At 74.4% G+C, this 18649-nt stretch carries 8 protein-coding genes; 6 read left to right on the plus strand and 2 right to left on the minus strand.

Features of this window, described 5'->3' with window-relative positions; genetic code table 11:
- Positions 1 to 81 precede the first annotated feature (81 nt).
- Together V1J52_RS00200 and panD are read left to right on the plus strand one after the other, a co-directional pair.
- The gene (locus V1J52_RS00200; protein ID WP_330137433.1) at positions 82 to 7458 is read left to right on the plus strand and encodes an SDR family NAD(P)-dependent oxidoreductase; all 7377 of its coding nucleotides are present in this window, start codon (positions 82 to 84) and stop codon (positions 7456 to 7458) included.
- Positions 7459 to 8548: 1090 nt separating this feature from the next.
- Positions 8549 to 8965 (plus strand): aspartate 1-decarboxylase, encoded by a 417-nt coding sequence (gene panD, locus V1J52_RS00205; protein ID WP_330137434.1) that lies wholly within the window; start codon positions 8549 to 8551, stop codon positions 8963 to 8965.
- Between the two features lie 70 nt (positions 8966 to 9035).
- On the opposite strand, the gene V1J52_RS00210 is transcribed toward panD, so the two are convergent.
- Together V1J52_RS00210 and V1J52_RS00215 are read right to left on the minus strand one after the other, a co-directional pair.
- Positions 9036 to 10289 carry a trypsin-like serine peptidase gene (locus tag V1J52_RS00210; RefSeq protein ID WP_330137435.1) on the minus strand — a complete coding sequence of 418 codons (1254 nt, stop codon included), beginning with the start codon at positions 10287 to 10289 and terminating at the stop codon, positions 9036 to 9038.
- 135 nt (positions 10290 to 10424) lie between these two features.
- Positions 10425 to 11633 (minus strand): trypsin-like serine peptidase, encoded by a 1209-nt coding sequence (locus V1J52_RS00215; protein ID WP_330137436.1) that lies wholly within the window; start codon positions 11631 to 11633, stop codon positions 10425 to 10427.
- A gap of 220 nt (positions 11634 to 11853) precedes the next feature.
- Here V1J52_RS00215 and V1J52_RS00220 point away from each other — a divergent pair, with 220 nt between their 5' ends.
- The 4 genes from V1J52_RS00220 (at position 11854) to V1J52_RS00235 (ending at position 18626) form a co-directional block, all read left to right on the plus strand.
- Positions 11854 to 13803: an IucA/IucC family protein gene (locus V1J52_RS00220; RefSeq protein ID WP_330137437.1), complete on the plus strand. Its 1950-nt coding sequence runs from the start codon at positions 11854 to 11856 to the stop codon at positions 13801 to 13803.
- A gap of 27 nt (positions 13804 to 13830) precedes the next feature.
- Positions 13831 to 14718, plus strand: coding sequence for a GNAT family N-acetyltransferase (locus V1J52_RS00225; protein ID WP_330137438.1), 888 nt, complete (start codon positions 13831 to 13833; stop codon positions 14716 to 14718).
- A gap of 88 nt (positions 14719 to 14806) precedes the next feature.
- The gene (locus tag V1J52_RS00230) at positions 14807 to 16561 is read left to right on the plus strand and encodes an IucA/IucC family protein (RefSeq protein WP_330137439.1); all 1755 of its coding nucleotides are present in this window, start codon (positions 14807 to 14809) and stop codon (positions 16559 to 16561) included.
- A gap of 61 nt (positions 16562 to 16622) precedes the next feature.
- The gene (locus V1J52_RS00235; protein ID WP_330137440.1) at positions 16623 to 18626 is read left to right on the plus strand and encodes an ATP-dependent DNA helicase; all 2004 of its coding nucleotides are present in this window, start codon (positions 16623 to 16625) and stop codon (positions 18624 to 18626) included.
- Positions 18627 to 18649 lie beyond the last annotated feature (23 nt).

Here is an 18649-nt window from a genome sequence, read left to right on the forward strand (position 1 = left end):
ATCCTTCCATTCCCGGCCCGCCTCATCCTCTTCAATCCGCACGAAGGCCAGTGAGTCGGCGTGAGGGGCGGGGACTTGGTGATGCAGCAGCGTGAACGGGCCGTGGCGGTGGTGGGCGTGGGGTGCCGGCTTCCCGGAGGCATCACCGATCTGGACGACCTGTGGGCCGTGCTGCGCGACGGGCGTGACATGGTCGGTGAAATGCCCGCCGACCGGCTGCCCCGCGACCGGACCGTCGACCCGGGAGGCGTGCGGCCAGGCCGCAGCTACACTGCCGCCGGCGGTTTTCTTCAGGACGTCGCCTCGTTCGACGCCGCCTACTTCGGTATGTCACCCGCGGAGGCCCGGCACATCGACCCGCAACAGCGGCTGCTGCTGGAGATGGCCGCCGAGGCAATGGACGACGCCGCCATCCCCGCCGAGTCACTGGCCGGGTCGGACACGTGCGTGTACGTGGGCGTCTCCGACCCCGGGTACGGCGTGCACCTGTCCATGATGCAGGACCACACGAGCCCGCACACCATGCCCGGCGCCACCCTGTCCATCACGGCGAACCGGATGTCGTACGCCTTCGACCTGCGTGGGCCGAGCATGGCCGTGGACACGGCCTGCTCCTCCGCCCTGGTCGCCCTGGACCGGGCCTGCCGCACTCTGCGCGAGGGCCCGGGCCGCGTCGCCCTGGTCGGCGGCGTCAACGTACTGTCCACCCCCTACTCCTTCGCCGGATTCTCCTACGCGGGCATGCTGTCGCGTCGCGGACGCTGCGCGGCGTTCTCCGCCGACGCCGACGGGTTCGTCCGCGCGGAGGGCGGCGCGGTGCTTGTCCTCAAGCGCCTCACGGACGCGGTGGCGGACGGCGACCGCGTCCACGCCGTACTGGCCGCCACCGGCAACAACACCGACGGCCGCAGCACCGGAATGATCGTGCCAAGCGCCGAGACCCAGGAGGCGCTGCTGCACACGGTCTACGCGGAGGCCGGGATCGACGCGGACGACCTGGTGTACGTCGAGGCCCACGGCACCGGCACCCAGGCCGGTGACCCGGCGGAGGCCGAGGCCATCGGCCGGGCTCTGGGCCGGCGCCGCAGCCGCGGACCGCTGCCGATCGGCTCGGTGAAGACGAACATCGGCCACCTGGAGCCCGCCGCCGGAATGGCCGGCCTGCTCAAGGCGATCCTGGTCCTGCGCCACCGGATGGTGCCGGCGTCCCTGCACGCCCTTCCCCTCAACCCCCGCATCGACTTCGACGCCTTGGGACTGGCCCCCGCCGTCAACCCCGTCCCGCTGGACCCGGGGGAGAGGGCGGCCGTCGGAGTGAGCGCCTTCGGCTTCGGCGGAGCCAACGCCCACGCCGTCGTCGTCCAGCCGCCCGCCACGCGGCAGCCCGAGCCGAACCCGGTGCCGGACGGGCGCCCCCTGCCACTCGTCGTCTCCGCCCGGTCCGGCAAGGCGCTGAAGCAGATGACCGCCCGTATGGCGGAGCGGCTGCGGAACGCCGAGCCGGCGGACTTCTACGACGTGGCCCACACCAGCACCGTACGGCGCACCGCGCACCCGCACCGTGCCGCCGTACTGGCCACCGACCCGCAAGATGCCGCCCGGCAGCTGGACCGGCTGACGGCCGCGGAACCCGCGAGCGGGGCCATGGTGCGCGTCGGCGAGCGGGACGGGATCGCGTTCGTGTTCTCCGGCAACGCCTCCCAGTGGCCGGGCATGGCCGCCGACCTGCTGCGGGGCGAACCGGTTTTCCGCAGGGCCGTCCAGGAGGCCGACGCGGCCCTCGCACCCCACCTGGGCTGGTCGGTGGCGAAGGAACTGGCCCACCCTTCCCCCCGGAAGTGGCAGCGCACCGAGGTGGCCCAGCCCGCCCTCTTCGCCGTGCAGGTGGGCCTCACCGCGCTGCTGGCCTCACACGGGGTGCGCCCGCGGGCGGTGACCGGACACAGCGTCGGCGAGGTCGCCGCCGCCCTCGCCGCCGGGGTCCTCAGCCTGGAACAGGCCGCGCTGGTGATCGCCGAACGCAGCCGCACCCAGGGCGCCACGGCGGGCCGGGGCCGGATGGCCGCCGTCGGCCTGTCCGAGGCACAGGCACGCGAGGAACTGCTCCGCCACGACGGCGCACTGGAGATCGCGGGAATCAACAGCGACCGGGACGTGACCGTCGCCGGGAACGCCGACGCGCTCGCGGCCTGGGAATCCGAACTCACGGGCCGCGGCGTCTTCTTCCGCGAACTTGACCTCGACTACGCCTTCCACAGCCGGGCCATGGACTCCATCAGAAAGCCACTGCTCGACGCCCTAGACGGACTCGAACCCGCCCCGGCCCGCATCCCGTTCGTCTCCACCGTCGCCGGTGCCCCGCTGGACGGGCCCGAACTCGACGCCGCGTACTGGTGGCGCAACGTCCGCGAGCCCGTACGGTTCGCCGAGGCCGCCACCCACCTCGCCACCGAGCACGCCGGCGTCCTGGTCGAGATCGGACCGCACCCGGTGCTGCGCCCCTACCTGCGCCACACCGGCGCCATCTGCGTCCCCACCCTGTACCGCGACGGGGACGGCCTCCGCGAGACCGCGGCGGCCGTCGCCGCCGTACTCGCCGCCGACACCGCGACCGACTGGCGGCACCACTTCCCCCGCCCCGGCCGGGTGGTCGACCTGCCCGCCTACGCGTGGCAGCACGAACGGCACTGGCACGGCACCGCGCACGACCTGGTCCCCCACACCAGCGGCAGCGGCCTGCTGGATCATCCGCTGGTGGGGGAGCGGATGCCCGCCCCGCACCCCGTGTGGCACGGCACCGTCGAGCCGCAACTGGTGCCCTGGCTGGGCGACCACAGGATCGGCAGCGACGTCCTCATGCCGGCCGCCGCCTACGTGGAAATGGCCCTGAGTGCCGGTCGCCGGGCCATGGACCGTCCGGTCGAGGTACGGCACCTGGAGATCGGCCGTCCGCTGTCCCTGCGGTGGCCGGACCCGACGCCGGTCGCCCTGCAGACCGCCGTCACCCCCGACGACGGCGCCGTGACCATCAGCGTCCGTGAGGAACACGGCGGTGAGTGCCTGCCCGTGGTACGCGCACAGGCCCGCAGCCTGCTCGGCACGGCACCGGCCCCGCTCGACGTCGGTGCGCTCCGGGCACGCTGCGACCGGAGCGTCGACGGCCCGGGCTTCTACCGCATGTGCCACGGCATCGGTCTGCGCTGCGGGCCGGGCTTCCAGCTCATCGACCGCGTCGACACCGGCGACGGAGAGGCATTGGTCAGCTACCGGCTGGAGCACCCCGCCGACGCCTACACCGCCCACCCGGTCCTGATCGACGCGCCGTTGCAGGCCACCGTGGTTCTCGCCGAGGCGCCGGAGAAGTCCGCCGCCTTCCTCCCGACCGTGTTCGGAGCCGTACGCGTGTGGCGCACCCCCGCGCCCACCGGCGTCGTACATCTGCGCCGCCGCAGCCGCAGCGCCAACGAGATGTGCTGGGACATCACCTACGCCGACCCCGACGGCACGGTCACCGTCGAGATCGACGGCTGCCGCACCCGCCGGGCACACCTGACCGAACACACCCCGCTGACCGTCCAGCGCACCGTCCTGAGGGCCGCCCCCCACCCGGATGCCGCCACCCCGCCCTCCCCGTATCCCACGCCCACCGAGGTGGCGTCCGCGGCCGAGCCGCGCATCGCCGCCGCCCGCACTGCCCTGGACGACGGCGGCCACCGTCGGTTCACCGCGGCCGCCGAGCAGGCTGGCGCCCATTGCTGGGCCGGGACGCTGCGCGGTCTTCTCGCCGACCCGGCGGCCCCGTTCTCGATGGACGACCTGGTGGCCGGGGGCCTCCAGCCGCGGCACCGGCGGCTCGCGCGGCTGATGCTGCCCCTGCTGGCCGAGCACGGTCTCGCCCGGCCAGCAGAAGAGACCTGGCGGCTGACCGGCGTGGAGACCCACGCCGAGGCCCTGCTGCGCGGCCTGGTCGAGGACCATCCCGCGTACGGCGCCGAGACGCTGCTCCTCAACCGGCACCTGCGCCGGCTGCCCGACGTGGTGCGGGGACACACCGACGCACGTGAACTCCTGCCGACCGGGGACAGCGCCTACGAGCAACTCCACGAGTCCGGTCCCACCCACCGCTTCGCCCACCGTGCCGTGCAGGCCCTGCTCGGTGACATCGTCGCCCGCTGGCCCGCTGACCGTCCGCTGCGCGTCCTGGAGTTCGGTGCGACCACCACCGCCCTGACGGCCGCGGTCCTGCCCGTGCTGCCGGCCGACCGGACCCGCTACACCTGCACCGCACCCACCGGCAGCACCCTCGCCCGCGCCGAACGCCGCTTCTCGGCACATGATTTCGTCGACTACCGGACTCTGAACCTTAACGCCGATCCGGCCGACCAGGGTCTGCCCCGAGGCGGGTTCGACCTCGTCCTCGCGGGCGACGCCCTGCACACCACCACCGACCTGGCCGCGACCCTGCACCGGCTGCACGGCGTGCTGGCCCCCGGCGGACACCTGCTGGCCACCGAACCGCATCACGCCCCGCTCCAGGCCCTGCTGTACGGCACGCTGAACGATTTCTGGGAGCGTGGGGACCACACCCTGCGTCCGGCGTCCCGCATCCTCGCCCGGGACCGGTGGGCACCGCTGCTGCACCGGTGCGGCTTCTCCGGTGTGGTGCAGACCGGGCCCGAGGACCGCTCCGTCCTTCTCGCCGCGGCGGACCACAGCCAGGCGGTGGCCACCACCGAGACAGCGCGGCCGGTACCGGGCACCACCTGGGTGATCGCCGTCGAGGACGGCACCGAGACGGCGACCGCGCGAGCTCTGGCCGCCCGCCTCGGGAAGGCCACCGTGATCATCGCGCCCGACGAGGCCGCCGCCTGGAAGGCGGCCCTGCCCACGGACCCCGATCCGCGCGTCGTCCTGCTGCTCGCTGCCCCCGGCCCGCACGAGACCGTCACGCGGACCACCCGCCGCGCGGCCCTCCTGCGCTCCCTGGCCACCGCCTGCGACGGCCTGAAGGGCGGAAGCAGCCCTCAGGTATGGCTCGTCACCCGCCCGACCGGCCTCTTCCCCGCCCCGGAGCAGCCGACGCACCCGGTGGACGCGGCCGTCTGGGCGGCCTGCCGCACCTTCGCCAACGAGCGCCCGGACCTGTGCCTGCGCCGCCTGTCCTGCCACCGCACCGGTGACACCGACACCGACGCCCGCCGCCTGGCCGGCGAACTTCTCACACCCGGCGACGACGACCGAAGCGCTCTGGAGGACGAGATCATTCTGACCGCACGGGGCCGGTTCGTGCCCCGGCAGGTACAGCAGCCAGTGGACGAGCCCCCGGGCGCCCCCGCCGGTACGCCGTTCATTCTGGAAGCCCGTGACCCGGGCCTGCACCGGCGGCTCGTCTGGCGGCAGACGGACGCCCCCGAACCGGGACCGGGCGAGGTGCTACTGGAGATGCGGGCCGTGGCCCTGAACTACCGCGACCCCATGCGGGCCAACGGCCTGCTTCCGCCCGAAGCGGTGGAGAACAGTCCGCTCGGCCGCGGGCTGGGCACCGACGGTGCCGGCATCGTGCGTGCCGTGGGAGCGGGGGTACGGGATCTGAAGGCCGGTGACCGGGTCTGCGGACTCGTGCCCGCCGCACTCGCCTCGCACGCCACGACCCCCGCCTTCGCCGTCGTCCGCATTCCCGACGAGATGAGCTTCACGGAGGCGGCGACCTTCCCCGTCGCCTTCCTGACCGTCCACCAGACCCTGGTCCACCAGGCCCGTCTCGGTGCCGGGGAGACCGTGCTCGTTCACGGCGGAGCCGGAGCGGTGGGCCTGGCCGTCCTGCAGTGTGCCCGCCGGCAGGGCGCCCGCGTCATCGCCACCGCCGGCACGGAGACCAAACGGGACCTGCTGCGCACGCTCGGCGTCGAGCACGTGCTCGACTCCCGCAGCCTGGACTTCGTCCCCCGAGTGCGGGAGCTGACCGGTGGTCAGGGCGTGGACGTCGTGGTGAACTCCCTCAGCGGCGAGGCCATCGCCCAGGGCCTGGACCTCCTGCGCCCCAACGGCCGGTTCATCGAGCTCGGCAAGAGGGACATCCTCCTCAACAATCCGATCACGCTTCGCCCCTTCCACCGCAGTCTCACCTTCATCGGCTTCAACCTGGACGCCGTCGTGGACGACCCAGCCCTGCGCACCCGGCTCGTCGAGGTCTTCGACGCGGCGGTCGGATCCCGCGCCTACCGGCCCCTGCCCCACTCGGCCTATCCCGCCGCCCGTGTCGACGAGGCCTTCCACCTGTTGCAGCACTCCCGGCACACCGGCAAGGTCGTCGTCACCTTCGACCCCCTGGACGAACCCGTCCCCGTCGAACCCGTACGCGGCTCCCTCCGCCTCGACGGCGAGGGCACCTACCTGATCACCGGTGGACTGAGCGGGCTCGGCGCCGCCACCGCCCACCTGCTGGCCGACCGCGGGGCCCGGCACCTGGCCCTGCTCTCCCGCAGCGGACCCGACGCCTCCGGTGCGCACACCCTGCTCCGGGAACTCACCGACCGCGGTGTGCAGGCCACCGCACACGCTGCCGACGTCACCGAGGAAGCGTCGCTGCGCCGGGTCCTCGACGCCGTGGACGCCACCGGGCACCCCCTGCGTGGCATCGTGCACGCGGCGATGCACATAGACGACGCGGTGCTGTCCGACCTCACCGACGACCGGTTCGCCGCCGTACTGGCCCCCAAAGCGGCGGGCGCTGCCCTGCTGGACCACCTCACGGCCGACCGCGACCTGGACCTGTTCCTCACGTACTCGTCCGTCTCCGCCACTATCGGAAACCCGGGACAGTCCGCCTACGCGGCGGCCAACGCCTACCTGGAGGCCCTCACCCGGGCACGGCGCGCCGCCGGCCGGACGGGTACGGCGCTGGCCTGGGGGCCGATCGGCGAAACCGGCTACGTCGCCCGCAGCGGCATGGAGGCCGCCATGGCCGGACGCGGCCTCGAGCTGCTCACCCCCACCGAGGTCCTGACCACCGCCGGCCACCTCCTGGCCGCGGGCACCGACGTCGCCGGAGCGGGCCGCTACCGCTGGGGGACCGCACGTCATCTGCTGCCTGCCCTGGCCACCCCCCGGTTCGCCCCGCTGGCTCCGGCGTCCTCCGCGGCGTCCCCGGACGCCCGCAACGAGCTCCTGAACGCGCTGGCGGACCTCCCGGCGGACGAGGCGGTGCGCAAGATCACCGACGTGATCACCCAGCTCCTCGCCGGTGTCCTGCAGGCCGACCCGGCCAATCTCGAGCCCACGGTCAACGTCACCGACTTCGGACTGGACTCGCTGCTGGGGATGCAGTTCCTGATGCAGGCCCGGGATTTGTTCGACATCCGCCTCGGACCGGCCGACCTGGCCACCGGACGCACCCTGGCCCACTTCGCCCGTCTGGTCCACCAGCGGCTGAAGCTGAGCGCCGACGAGCGGCAATAGACGCAAGGCGGGTGTCCGCCGTGCCGGACACCCGGAACGGCGGACACCGCAGCCGGGGACCGGTCCCGCGGTCACGCATCACCCGCCGCCACCCGTACCGACGTCCGACCCCACCTGCCCGGCGCACATGATCCTTTCCGGCCCTGTGCGGGCTGTCCGCGGCGTTCTGAAGCCCTCCGAGCCCCCGAGCGATGATCAAGGGCCTTGCCACCTGGTGCGCAATTGCTTCGCGCATGAGCCACCCCGCGACCTACCTTCGCGGCCATGACCTCCCACGATGCGCCCGCGCCCTCAGCCTCCAGAACCGCTTCTGGTGGTGCCGGGCTGGTGGCCCGGCAGGAGACCGCTGACGATCACCGAGATGTGCGCGAGGTTCATGCGCACGTCCGGTCACAACAATCGGGTTCCCGGACTCGTGGAGGCACTTCGCGTTGGGGAAGCGGCATTGCCGCCGATGTCCTGAGTCGCGTGGTTGATGGTCGGTTTATCGGGTGTGTCCTGCTGAGCCCGACGCGGTTGGAAGCTCCGCGCCGGATCGTGGACGTGCTGTCGCTGTCACCGCTGGGCGTGGTCCCTCAAACGTCCCTGACGCCCGCCCTGTGCCACCGCCAGGAGTCACCGGACGAGCCACAGCCATGGTCGTGAGAATCGCCGGTTTGGCTAACCGGCGATCCGCCGCTGTGCAGCCGCGCTGCTTCGGCCGCTCAAATTCATGGAGCTGTGGGCGCCTCCTCCTTCGAGACGGGATGCGAGGGGCCTGTGCCAGCTGCCCCAGGGCGGCGCGTGGTCCGGCTTCCGGCCGAGCGCCTTGGCTCCTGACCGTCGTCCAGGCCGTCCGGGTGACGATGATCACGGACGTCCTTCGAGGGGTGCTGCGTAGGCTTGGGCCGTCGCCACGGCGGGTTCGGCGAGAGTGGGCGAAGCCCTCCTCCAGTCACCTGACGAGGCGCCGGGAAGGTCAGCAAGTGGTCAGCATGAGTCCTGAAAAAGCTGGGGACAGCTGCCCGAACATGTGACTCGTTGTAGGGTGTCGAAACAGCCCTTGACCTGCAAGAACGCAGGCAGGGAGCCTACTTGTGGGAGTGCTTCGATGTTGCGTACAATGTTCAAGTCCAAGATCCACCGGGCCACGGTCACCGAGGCTGACCTCCACTACGTGGGGTCCGTCACCGTGGACGCCGATCTGCTGGACGCCGCGGACCTGCTGCCCGGCGAGATGGTCCACATCGTCGACATCACCAACGGTGCCCGCCTGGAGACGTACGTCATCGAGGGCCGCCGGGGCTCCGGCGTGATCGGGATCAACGGGGCCGCCGCCCACCTCGTGCACCCGGGCGACCTGGTGATCCTCATCAGCTACGGGCAGATGGACGACGCCGAGGCTCGCGCGTACCGGCCCCGGGTCGTGCACGTGGACGCGGGGAACCGGATCGTGGAGCTGGGCGACGACGCGTCCGCGCCCGTCCCCGGCAGCGACACCGTGCGCAGCCCGTTCGCGGCCGTCTGAGCGCGGCGCCACCCGGCGGCGGTCCCGGCACCCGGCGTGCGGGCCCGCCGCCGTCGTGCCCGCGTGGCGGTCAGCCGCCGTCCGCGAACCTCTCACTGACCGCGTCGAAGACGCCCTCCGCGGCCGCGCCCAGGTACGGGCCCGCGAGCCAGGTGGTCGGGCGCGGCCCGATCGCGTTCACCGACACCAGCTCCGCCCTGCCGTCGGCGCCGGTGGCGTACATGCCGCCGCCGGACGTGCCCCCGGTCATCGTGCAGCCGATGCGGTACAGCGCGGGCTGCGCCGGGTCGACCGTCAGCCGCCCGGGGCGGTCGGTGCAGGTGTACATCAGCGCGCCGTCGTACGGCGCCGCCGCCGGGTAGCCGTAGGAGCTGAGCCCGGCCAGCTCCCGGGGGCGCGGCGCGTCGAAGTTGACGCGCAGCGCGTTGCCGACCGTCTCCTCCAGGGACCGCCCCGGGCCGCCCTCCGGCTCGACGTGCAGCACGGCGAAGTCCTGCGCCGCGCCCTCCGCGCCCGAGACGGCGTCGCCCCGCTCGATCCAGTACGACGTCGTCTGGGCCCAGGTGGCCCACCACATCCGGTAGGGGGCCACCTCGTGCGCGGGCGCGCCGCCGAGCTGGCCGGCCGGGCGCCCCCGGTCGTTGTATGACGGCACGAACACGATGTTGCGGTACCACCCCTCGTCGCCGCCTCCGTGCACGCAGTGGCCCGCGGTGGCCACCAGGTTCGACCGGCCCGGGTTCGCCGGGTCCCGCACGACCGTCCCGGAGCAGACCATGGGGCCGCGCGGGGTGTCCATGAACACCTTGCCCACCGGCGCCGCGTGCTCGTGGTAGGGCCGTGCCACCTCGCTCGCCTCGACGGCCCGCGGCTCGGGGTCGGTGCCGGTGGCCGCCGAGGCGGTGGCCAGCTCATCCGCGGTGACGCCCCGGTGGTTGTCCCCGGCGTCGCGCATCCGGGCGGCGTCCCACACGCCCTTGACGTAGGGGTTGACGAAGTCCTGGGCGTCACGCGGCCAGTTCCCGGCGTCCCAGTCCCGCCAGCCGCCGCCTCGCCACCCGTCCAGGTCCCGCACGGCGTCCGGGAGGCCGCCGGGCAGCCGCTCGTCGCGTCCGGGACCGTCGTCCGTACCGGGACCGTCGTCCGTACCGGGACCGTCGTCGGTGCCGGGGGCGGAGGCGGCGGGGCGGACGTCCGCCGCCGTGTCCGCGCCGGAGTCCTCCTCCGCGGGACCGCACGCGGTGAGAGCCAGCGCCAGCGCGACGGCGGACGCCACCGCGGGCAGCAGCGGACGCCGGCCTCGGGCCGTACGGAGAAAGGGCATGGCGGGTTCTCCTGCGAACGTCAAGAGGTGGCCAGGAGGTGGCGTGGAACGCGGCGGCGGGACGCCACCGAGCGGGGCGGCTCCGCGACGCCGGGAGAGGGGCGCCCCGCCGCGGCGGCGCACCCCTCCGCGCGGTCAGCCGCTGACCGCGTCGAAGACGCCCTTGGCGTCCGCGCCCAGCCGGGGACCGGCCAGCCACGTGGCCGTGACCGGTCCGATGGACGTCACCGAGTACAGCTCGTCCTCGCCGCCGGGGCCCCTGGCGATCCAGCCGCCGCCCGAGGAGCCGCCGGTCATGGTGCAGCCGATGCGGTACATGGTGGGCTGCTCGGGGTCGATGGTGAGCCGCCCGGGGGCGTCCGCGCAGTGGTACATGGCGCTGCCGTCGAACGGCGGTGCCGCCGGGTAGCCGCGGGCCGTCAGCTCGCCCAGCGTGCTCACCGTGGGCAGGCTGAAGTTCACCGTGACGGCCGCGCCGACCGTCTCCTCCAGCGAGGAGCCGGCCCCGTCCTCCCGGCTCACCTCCAGCATGGCGAAGTCCTGCTGCGCGCCCGCGCCGCCCTGCTCGGCACCCTCCGCGCGCCAGTGGTCCGTCGTCGCCGCCTCACCGGCCCACCAAATGCCGTGCGGCAGGACGTCCTCCTCCGGCGCCGTCTCCAGCTCCGCGGCGGGCAGCCCCCGGTGGTTGAAGCCGGGCACGAAGACGACGTTGCGGAACCAGCCCTTGCCCTTGCCGCCATGGACGCAGTGCCCGGCCGTCGCCACCAGGTTGGACCGGCCCGGGTTCGCCGGGTCCCGCACGACCGTGCCGGAGCACACCATCTGCCCGCCGGGGGTGTCCATGAACACCTTGCCGTGCGCCGCCGCGCTCTCGGTGTAGGGCACCGGCACCGCCGCCGCGTCCACCTTCGCCGGCTCGGGGTCGGTGACGCCCTCGTCCTCGGCCGCCCCCGCGCCGTCCCCGTCCGGGGTGCCGCCGATCTCGTCCTCGCCGACCTCGCGGTCGGGCTCCTCGGCGTCCCGCATCCGCTGCCGGTCCCAGAGGTCCTCGATGACCGGATTGATGAACTCCTTGGCGTCACCGAGCCAGCCGTCCGGGTCCCAGTCGTCCCACTTGCCCTCCTTCCACGCCTTCAGGTCCTCCAGGCTGAAGGGAAGGTCCTCGGGCAGGCCCAGCTCCTCGGGGAGGAGGGCGCCGGGCGCCGCCGCGGTGGGCTTGGCGTCGGTGTCCGCCTCGGCCCCCTCACCGGGACCGCAGGCCGTGACGGACACCGCGAAGGCTGCGGCGGCGGCCGCGGCGGCCAGCGCCGGACGGCGCCGGATGGCCATGCGCTTGGACGACATGAACGAACTCCCCCTGGACGGATCACGCTGCGTGGCTTGTCATGCACCGCACTCGCGGCGGCGCCACCCCACTATGCCGGTGACGCGTACGACGGCGGTGGCCGGGGCGGCGGTTCCCCGGCCGCCCCGGACGATTCCGTCCGGGGCCGTGCTCCTTCGCTCTCCCCGTCGTTACTCCGTACGGGCTGCCCAGCGGTCGCCGCACGTTCAGGGAGGTTTGGTGAACGCACATTCCGACGCGGAGGACGAGTCCGCACCGGGGGCTCCTTCCCCGGCGCGCCAGCCGCTCGCCCGGCTGCTCGACCCCACCGTGCCCCGGCAGGCCCGCCGCGCCGCCGGTCCCGCCGCCGCCGCGGGCGCCGCGCACCGCGCCCCCGTCCGAAGCGGCGCCGACCCCCTGGACGATCCGGACCCGGCGCGGGCCGCCGACGCCGCCGGCGTGGAGAACCTGCTCCGCTGCTGGATCAGGGAGACGGCCGTGCCGCCGCCCGCCGGCGACGTCCTGCGAATGCCCCTCGCCGCCACCGGCACCACGCTGCGCGTCCCCGTGCGGTACTGGTCGGCCACCGGCTGGCACCGCTTCGGCCCGCCCCGGCTGGAATCCGCCCCGGCGGACGCCGCACCGCTGGACGCCGCCGCGCTCGCCGCGCTCATCGCCCGCGAGGCCGCCCACGCCCGCGACGCGGACTCCCCCGCGGGGGAATCCGCCGACCTGGTGGGCCGGGTCGCGGACTCGGTGCGCCACACGGCCCGCTACCTGGCCGCGCGCCGCGCCGACCCGGCCCCGCCACCGGAGGCCGACCCGTTCCTCACCGGCGAACAGGCCCTCGTCCTCGGCCATCCGATGCATCCGGCGCCCAAGAGCCGCGAGGGGCTCTGCGAGGAGGAGGACGCGCGGTACTCCCCGGAGCTGCGCGGCGCGTTCCCCCTGCACTGGCTGGCCGTCGAGCGCTCCGTCCTCGCCGCCGACTCGGCGTGGACGGAGGGCGGACGCCCCGTCCCGGCCGAACGGCTGACCGCGCGCCTGGCCGGGGACGGGCTCCGGCTGCCGCCGGACACCGTCGCGCTGCCCCTGCACCCCTGGCAGGCCCGCACGGTGCGGCACCGCCCCGCCGTCACGGCCCTCCTCGACGCCGGGCTGCTGCACGACCTCGGCCCGCACGGAGGGCCCTGGCACCCCACGTCGTCCGTGCGCACCGTGGCCCGCCCCGGAGCGCCCGCGATGCTCAAGCTCTCCCTCGCGGTGCGCATCACCAACTCCCGGCGGGAGAACCTCCGCAAGGAAGCGCTGCGGGGCGTGGACGTGCACCGGCTCCTGCGCAGCGGGCTCGGCACGCGGTGGCGGGCGGCCTTCCCCGGCCCGTCCGGCTTCGACATCGTCCGCGATCCCGCCTGGATCGGCGTGAACGGGCCGGACGGCCGGCCCGTGCCGGGGCTGGACACGGTCGTACGGCACCAGCCCTTCGGGCCGGGGGACGACGCGGTGTGCGTCGCCTCCCTGACCTCGCCCCGCCCCTGGCCGGGCGTGCCCGGCCATCCGATGCGCTCGCGCCTGGCCGACACCGTGCAGCGGCTCGCCCGGCGCACCGCGCGGACGGTGCCCGCCGTCGCCGTCGAGTGGTTCCTGCGCCACCTGGAGGCGGTCGTCGCCCCGGTGCTGTGGCTGGACGCGCACGCCGGCATCGCACTGGAGGCCCACCAGCAGAACACCGTCGTCCTCCTGGACCCCGACGGCTGGCCGTGCGGGGGCCGCTACCGCGACAACCAGGGCTACTACTTCCGCGCCTCGCACCGGACGGCCCTCCAGCGGCGGGTGCCCGGCGTGGGCGAGGAGAGCGACTCCTTCGTGCCCGACGCCGTCTGCGACGAACGGTTCGCCTACTACCTCGGCATCAACCACGTGCTCGGCCTCATCGGCGCGTTCGGGTCCCAGCTCGGGGTGGACGAGGAACTGCTGCTCGCCGGGACGCGCCGCTTCCTCGCGCGGCAGGCCACCGGCGCGGACAGCGGCGGGCCCGGCTCCCCCCTGCCCCGGCTGCTGCTGGACGCTCCGGCCCTGCGCTGCAAGGCCAACCTGCTGACGCGGCTGCACGGACTGGACGAACTGGTCGGTCCGGTGGACACCCAGTCCGTCTACGTCACGCTCACCAACCCGCTCGCCGTCCGCTAGCGGCGACCGCCGGAAGGAGGCTGCGCCGTGCCGTCCACTGACCCCGCAACGGACACCGGGGAACCGAGACCGGCCCCCCGGTCCGCGCCCGGCGGCGACCTTGGCCGCGCCCGCCCGGCGGACGCCCGGGGCCCCGGCGGCGACCACGCGTCCGGCGCCCCGCAGGACGCCGGTGCCGCCGGTGCCGCCTGGGCCGCCTGGGACACCAGCAACGACGACACCCTCGACCTGCGCCTCCCGCCGGACCTCACCGCGGCGGAGGGCGACGGACCTGCGGCCCCCGGTGACGGACCTGCGGCTCCCGGCGACGGCGAGGCACCGCCCGGCGACGGTCCGCCGCCGTCCGAACTGCTCGGCGCCATCGCCGACTGGCCGCCGGTGACGTGTGCCGCGGGCGCCTTCCAGCTCGTGCCCGTCCGCCTGGGCCGGGACCTGCCCGTGATCACCCGGTGGATGAACGACCCGGCCGTACACGCCTTCTGGGGCCTGGCCGGGCCGCCGGAACGGACGGGCGCCCACCTGCGCGGACAGCTCGACGGCGACGGGCGCAGCGTGCCCTGCCTGGGCGTGCTCGACGGCGTCCCCATGAGCTACTGGGAGATCTACCGCGCCGATCTCGACCCGCTCGCCCGGCACTTCCCCACCCGCCCGCACGACACCGGCGTCCACCTGCTCATCGGCCCGGCCGAGCGGCGCGGACGGGGCCTCGGCACCGCGCTGCTGCGGGCGACCGCCGAACTCCTCCTGCGGCACCGGCCGGAGTGCCACCGCGTCCTCGCCGAGCCGGACGTGCGCAACGCCGCGTCCGTCTCCGCCTTCCGCGCGGCCGGGTTCCGGGTCGCCGCCGAGATCGACCTCCCCGACAAGCGCGCCGCGCTCGTCGTCCGGGACCGGGAGGCCCACGCGGCACCCTGACGCCGCGCCCCGAAGCCGCACCACCGCACGTCGTTCCCGCCGGTACTGACCGTCCGTCCGGCTCCGTCGCCCACCGAGGAGAACGCACATGCCACCGTCATCAGCCGCGTCCGCCACCGCCTGGACACGGGCCGCCCGCCAGATGTTCGCCAAACTGCTCGGCGAGTTCGCCTACGAGGGCATCCTCACCCCCGAGCCCGAAGGACTGCCCGCCCGCTACCGCCTGGCTGTCCCCGGCGGCCCCGTCTACCGCTTCCGCGCCCGGCGCGGCGCCTACGGGCACTGGCGCGTCGACCCGGCCTCGCTCACCCCCTCCGCCGACCCGCTGGCCTTCCTCACCCAGGCCCACGACACCCTGCTGCGTCTGCCCGGGGACACCCTCGGCCACCTGCTGCGCGAGCTGACGGCGACCCTCAGCGCCGACGTGCGCCTGGCCGACGCCGCCCCCGACGCCGCGGCCCTCGCAGACCTGGACTACGCCGCGCTGGAGGGGCACCTCACCGGGCACCCCTGGCTCGTCGCCAGCAAGGGCCGGCTCGGCTTCTCCGCCACGGACGCCGGACGCTGGACGCCCGAGGCGCGCACCGCCGCCCGGCTGCCCTGGCTCGCCGTCCACCGCGACCTCGCGCACTACCGGGGCATACCCGCGCTGCCCACCGCCGAGCGGCTCTACGCGGAGGAACTGCCCGACCACACCCGCGACGCCTTCGCCCGCGCCGTCAGCGACCGCGGCCGCGACCCGCACCGCTACCTGTGGCTGCCCGTGCACCCCTGGCAGTGGGACGAGACGATCGCCCCCCTGTTCGCCCCGCAGGTGGCCGACTCCGCGATCATCCCGCTGCCCGCGGACGAGGACCTGCGGCTGCCGCAGCAGTCCGTGCGCACCTTCCTCAACCTCAGCCGCCCGCACCGGCGGAGCGTCAAGTTGCCGCTGTCGGTGCTCAACACCCTGGTGTGGCGCGGACTGCCCACCGAGCGGACCCTGGCCGCCCCGGCCGTCACCCGCTGGATCCACGCCCTGCGCGACGGCGACCCGTTCCTGTGCGACGAGACCCGGGTGATCCTGCTCGGGGAGGTCGCCTCGGTCACCGTCGAGCACCCCTTGTACGACCGGCTGCCCACGGTCCCCTACCAGTACCGCGAGCTGCTCGGCTGCATCTGGCGCGAGCCGGTGGGGCCCTACCTCGCCCCCGGGGAGCGGGCGCGCAGCCTCGCCGCCCTGCTGCACACGGACGCCGCCGGACGCGCGGTCACCGCCGAACTCGTCCGGCGCTCCGGACTGCCGGGACGGGAGTGGCTGCGGCGCCTCTTCCAGGCGCTGCTGCCGCCACTGCTGCACTTCCTCTACCGCTACGGCACGGTGTTCTCTCCGCACGGCGAGAACGCCGTCGTCGTCTTCGACGAGGACGACGTGCCGGTGCGGCTGGCCGTCAAGGACTTCGTCGACGACGTCAACCTGAGCGCCGAGCCGCTGCCCGAGCTGGCGGACCTGCCCGAGACCGTCCGCGACACGCTCCTGACCGAGCCGCCGGACTTCCTCACGCAGTTCATCCACACCGGGCTGCTCGTCGGCGTCTTCCGGTACCTCGCGCCCCTGTGCGCCGACCAGCTGGCGGTGCCCGAGAAGGAGTTCTGGGGGCTGGTGCGCGAGGCGGTCCTCGCCCACCAGCAGCGCTTCCCCGAGCTGAAACCCCGCTTCGAGCAGTTCGACCTGCTGACCCCGCGCATCGGCCGGCTGTGCCTGAACCGCAACCGGCTGTACGCCGACGGCTACCGGGACCGCCCCCGGCGTCCGCACGCCGTGGTCGAGGGCACCGTCCCCAACCCCCTGCACACGCCGTGATCCGCACGCTGGGTGAGCGGGCGGGCGCGCTGTCGGTGCCACGGCGTAGGGTGTCAGCCCTATGAGCGCAGCAGCAGACGGCGGCCCCGCCCTCCCCGAACTCCTCCACGCCGCCGTCACCGCGGTCGGCGGCACCGAGCGGCCCGGCCAGGTCGCCATGGCCGAGGCGGTGGCACAGGCCGTCGACGCGGGCACGCACCTGCTGATCCAGGCGGGCACCGGCACCGGCAAGTCACTGGGCTACCTGGTGCCCGCGCTGGCGCACGGGGAACGGGTGGTCGTCGCCACGGCCACCCTCGCCCTCCAGCGGCAGCTCGTCGAACGGGACCTGCCGCGCACCGTCGAGGCGCTGCACCCGCTGCTGCGCCGCCGCCCGCAGTACGCCATGCTCAAGGGCCGCTCGAACTACCTGTGCCTGCACCGGCTGCACGAGGGCGTGCCCGCCGAGGAGGAGGACGGCCTCTTCGACCCGTTCGAGGCCGCGCAGGCCGCCGCCGTGACGGGCGGCGCGAGCAGCAGGCTCGGCAAGGACCTGCTGCGCCTGCGGGACTGGGCCGACGAGACGGAGACGGGGGACCGCGACGGCCTCTCACCGGGCGTGTCGGACCGGGCCTGGGCGCAGGTGTCGGTCACCTCGCGGGAGTGCCTGGGCGCGAGCAAGTGCGCCTACGGCGCGGAGTGTTTCGCCGAGGCCGCCCGGGAGCGGGCCCGGCTCGCGGACGTCGTCGTCACCAACCACGCGCTGCTGGCGATCGACGCGATCGAGGGCGCGCCCGTCCTGCCGGGCCACGAGGTCCTGATCGTGGACGAGGCCCACGAACTCGTCTCCCGGGTGACGGGCGCCGCCTCCGGCGAGCTGACACCCGGCGGCGTCAACCGGGCCGTGCGCCGGGCGGCGAAGCTGGTGGACGAGAAGGCGGCCGACCAGCTCCTCACCGCGTCCGAGAGCTTCGAGCGGGTCATGGAGCTGGCGCTGCCGGGCCGCCTTGAGGAGATCCCGGAGGATCTGGGCTACGCGCTGGCCGCGCTCCGCGACGCCGCCCGCACCTGCCTGACCGCGCTGGGCAACACCCGCGACGCGTCGGTGCAGGACGAGGACGCGGTGCGCAAGCAGGCCGTCGCCACCGTGGAGAACGTGCACGCCGTGGCCGAACGGGTGCTGGCAGGCTCCGAGTACGACGTCGTCTGGTACGAGCGCCACGACCGGTTCGGCGCGTCCCTGCGCATCGCGCCGCTGAGCGTGTCGGGGCTGCTCAGGGAGAAGCTGTTCGCGGAGCGTTCGGTGGTGCTCACCTCCGCCACCCTCCGGCTCGGCGGGGACTTCAACGGCGTGGGGGCGTCCCTGGGCCTGGCTCCGGAGGGCGAACACGGTCAGGACGCGCCCGAGTGGCGCGGGCTGGACGTCGGTTCACCGTTCGACTACCGCAAGCAGGGCATCCTCTACGTCGCCCAGCACCTGTCCCCGCCGGGGCGCGAGGGCGGGCGCGGCGACATGCTGGCGGAGCTGACGTCCCTCGTGCAGGCCGCGGGCGGGCGCACCCTCGGGCTGTTCTCCTCGATGCGGGGCGCACAGGCGGCCGCGGAGGAGCTGCGCGGACGGCTGGACGTGCCCGTGCTGCTCCAGGGCGAGGAGACGCTCGGCGAGCTGATCCGCCGCTTCGCGGAGGACCCGCGCACCTGCCTGTTCGGCACGCTGTCGCTGTGGCAGGGCGTGGACGTGCCGGGGGCGAGCTGCCAGCTCGTGGTGATGGACCGCATCCCGTTCCCCCGCCCCGACGACCCGTTGATGAGCGCGCGGCAGAAGGCCGTCGAAGAGGGCGGCGGCAACGGTTTCATGGCGGTGGCCGCCACCCATGCGGCGCTGCTAATGGCCCAGGGCGCGGGGCGGCTCGTGCGGGCCACCGGGGACCGTGGCGTGGTGGCCGTGCTGGACTCCCGGCTGGCGCGGGCCCGCTACGGCGGCTTCCTGCGGTCCTCCATGCCGGACTTCTGGTACACCACGAACGGCGAGCAGGTACGCCGCTCCCTCGCGGCGATCGACGCGGCGGCCGGGGACGCCTCCTGAGGCCGGACGCGGTGAACCCCGGG

It is taken from the genome of Streptomyces solitudinis (assembly GCF_036323765.1).
Classification (GTDB): Bacteria; Actinomycetota; Actinomycetes; order Streptomycetales; family Streptomycetaceae; genus Streptomyces.

Excerpts from the sequence above, each read along its gene's own strand:
- V1J52_RS00215 (WP_330137436.1), bottom strand. The coding sequence starts at position 11,633 with ATGTCGTCCAAGCGCATGGCCATCCGGCGCCGTCCGGCGCTGGCCGCC.
- V1J52_RS00235 (WP_330137440.1), top strand. The coding sequence starts at position 16,623 with ATGAGCGCAGCAGCAGACGGCGGCCCCGCCCTCCCCGAACTCCTCCAC.
- V1J52_RS00200 (WP_330137433.1), top strand. The coding sequence starts at position 82 with ATGCAGCAGCGTGAACGGGCCGTGGCGGTGGTGGGCGTGGGGTGCCGG.
- V1J52_RS00230 (WP_330137439.1), top strand. The coding sequence starts at position 14,807 with ATGCCACCGTCATCAGCCGCGTCCGCCACCGCCTGGACACGGGCCGCC.
- panD (WP_330137434.1), top strand. The coding sequence starts at position 8,549 with ATGTTGCGTACAATGTTCAAGTCCAAGATCCACCGGGCCACGGTCACC.
- V1J52_RS00210 (WP_330137435.1), bottom strand. The coding sequence starts at position 10,289 with ATGCCCTTTCTCCGTACGGCCCGAGGCCGGCGTCCGCTGCTGCCCGCG.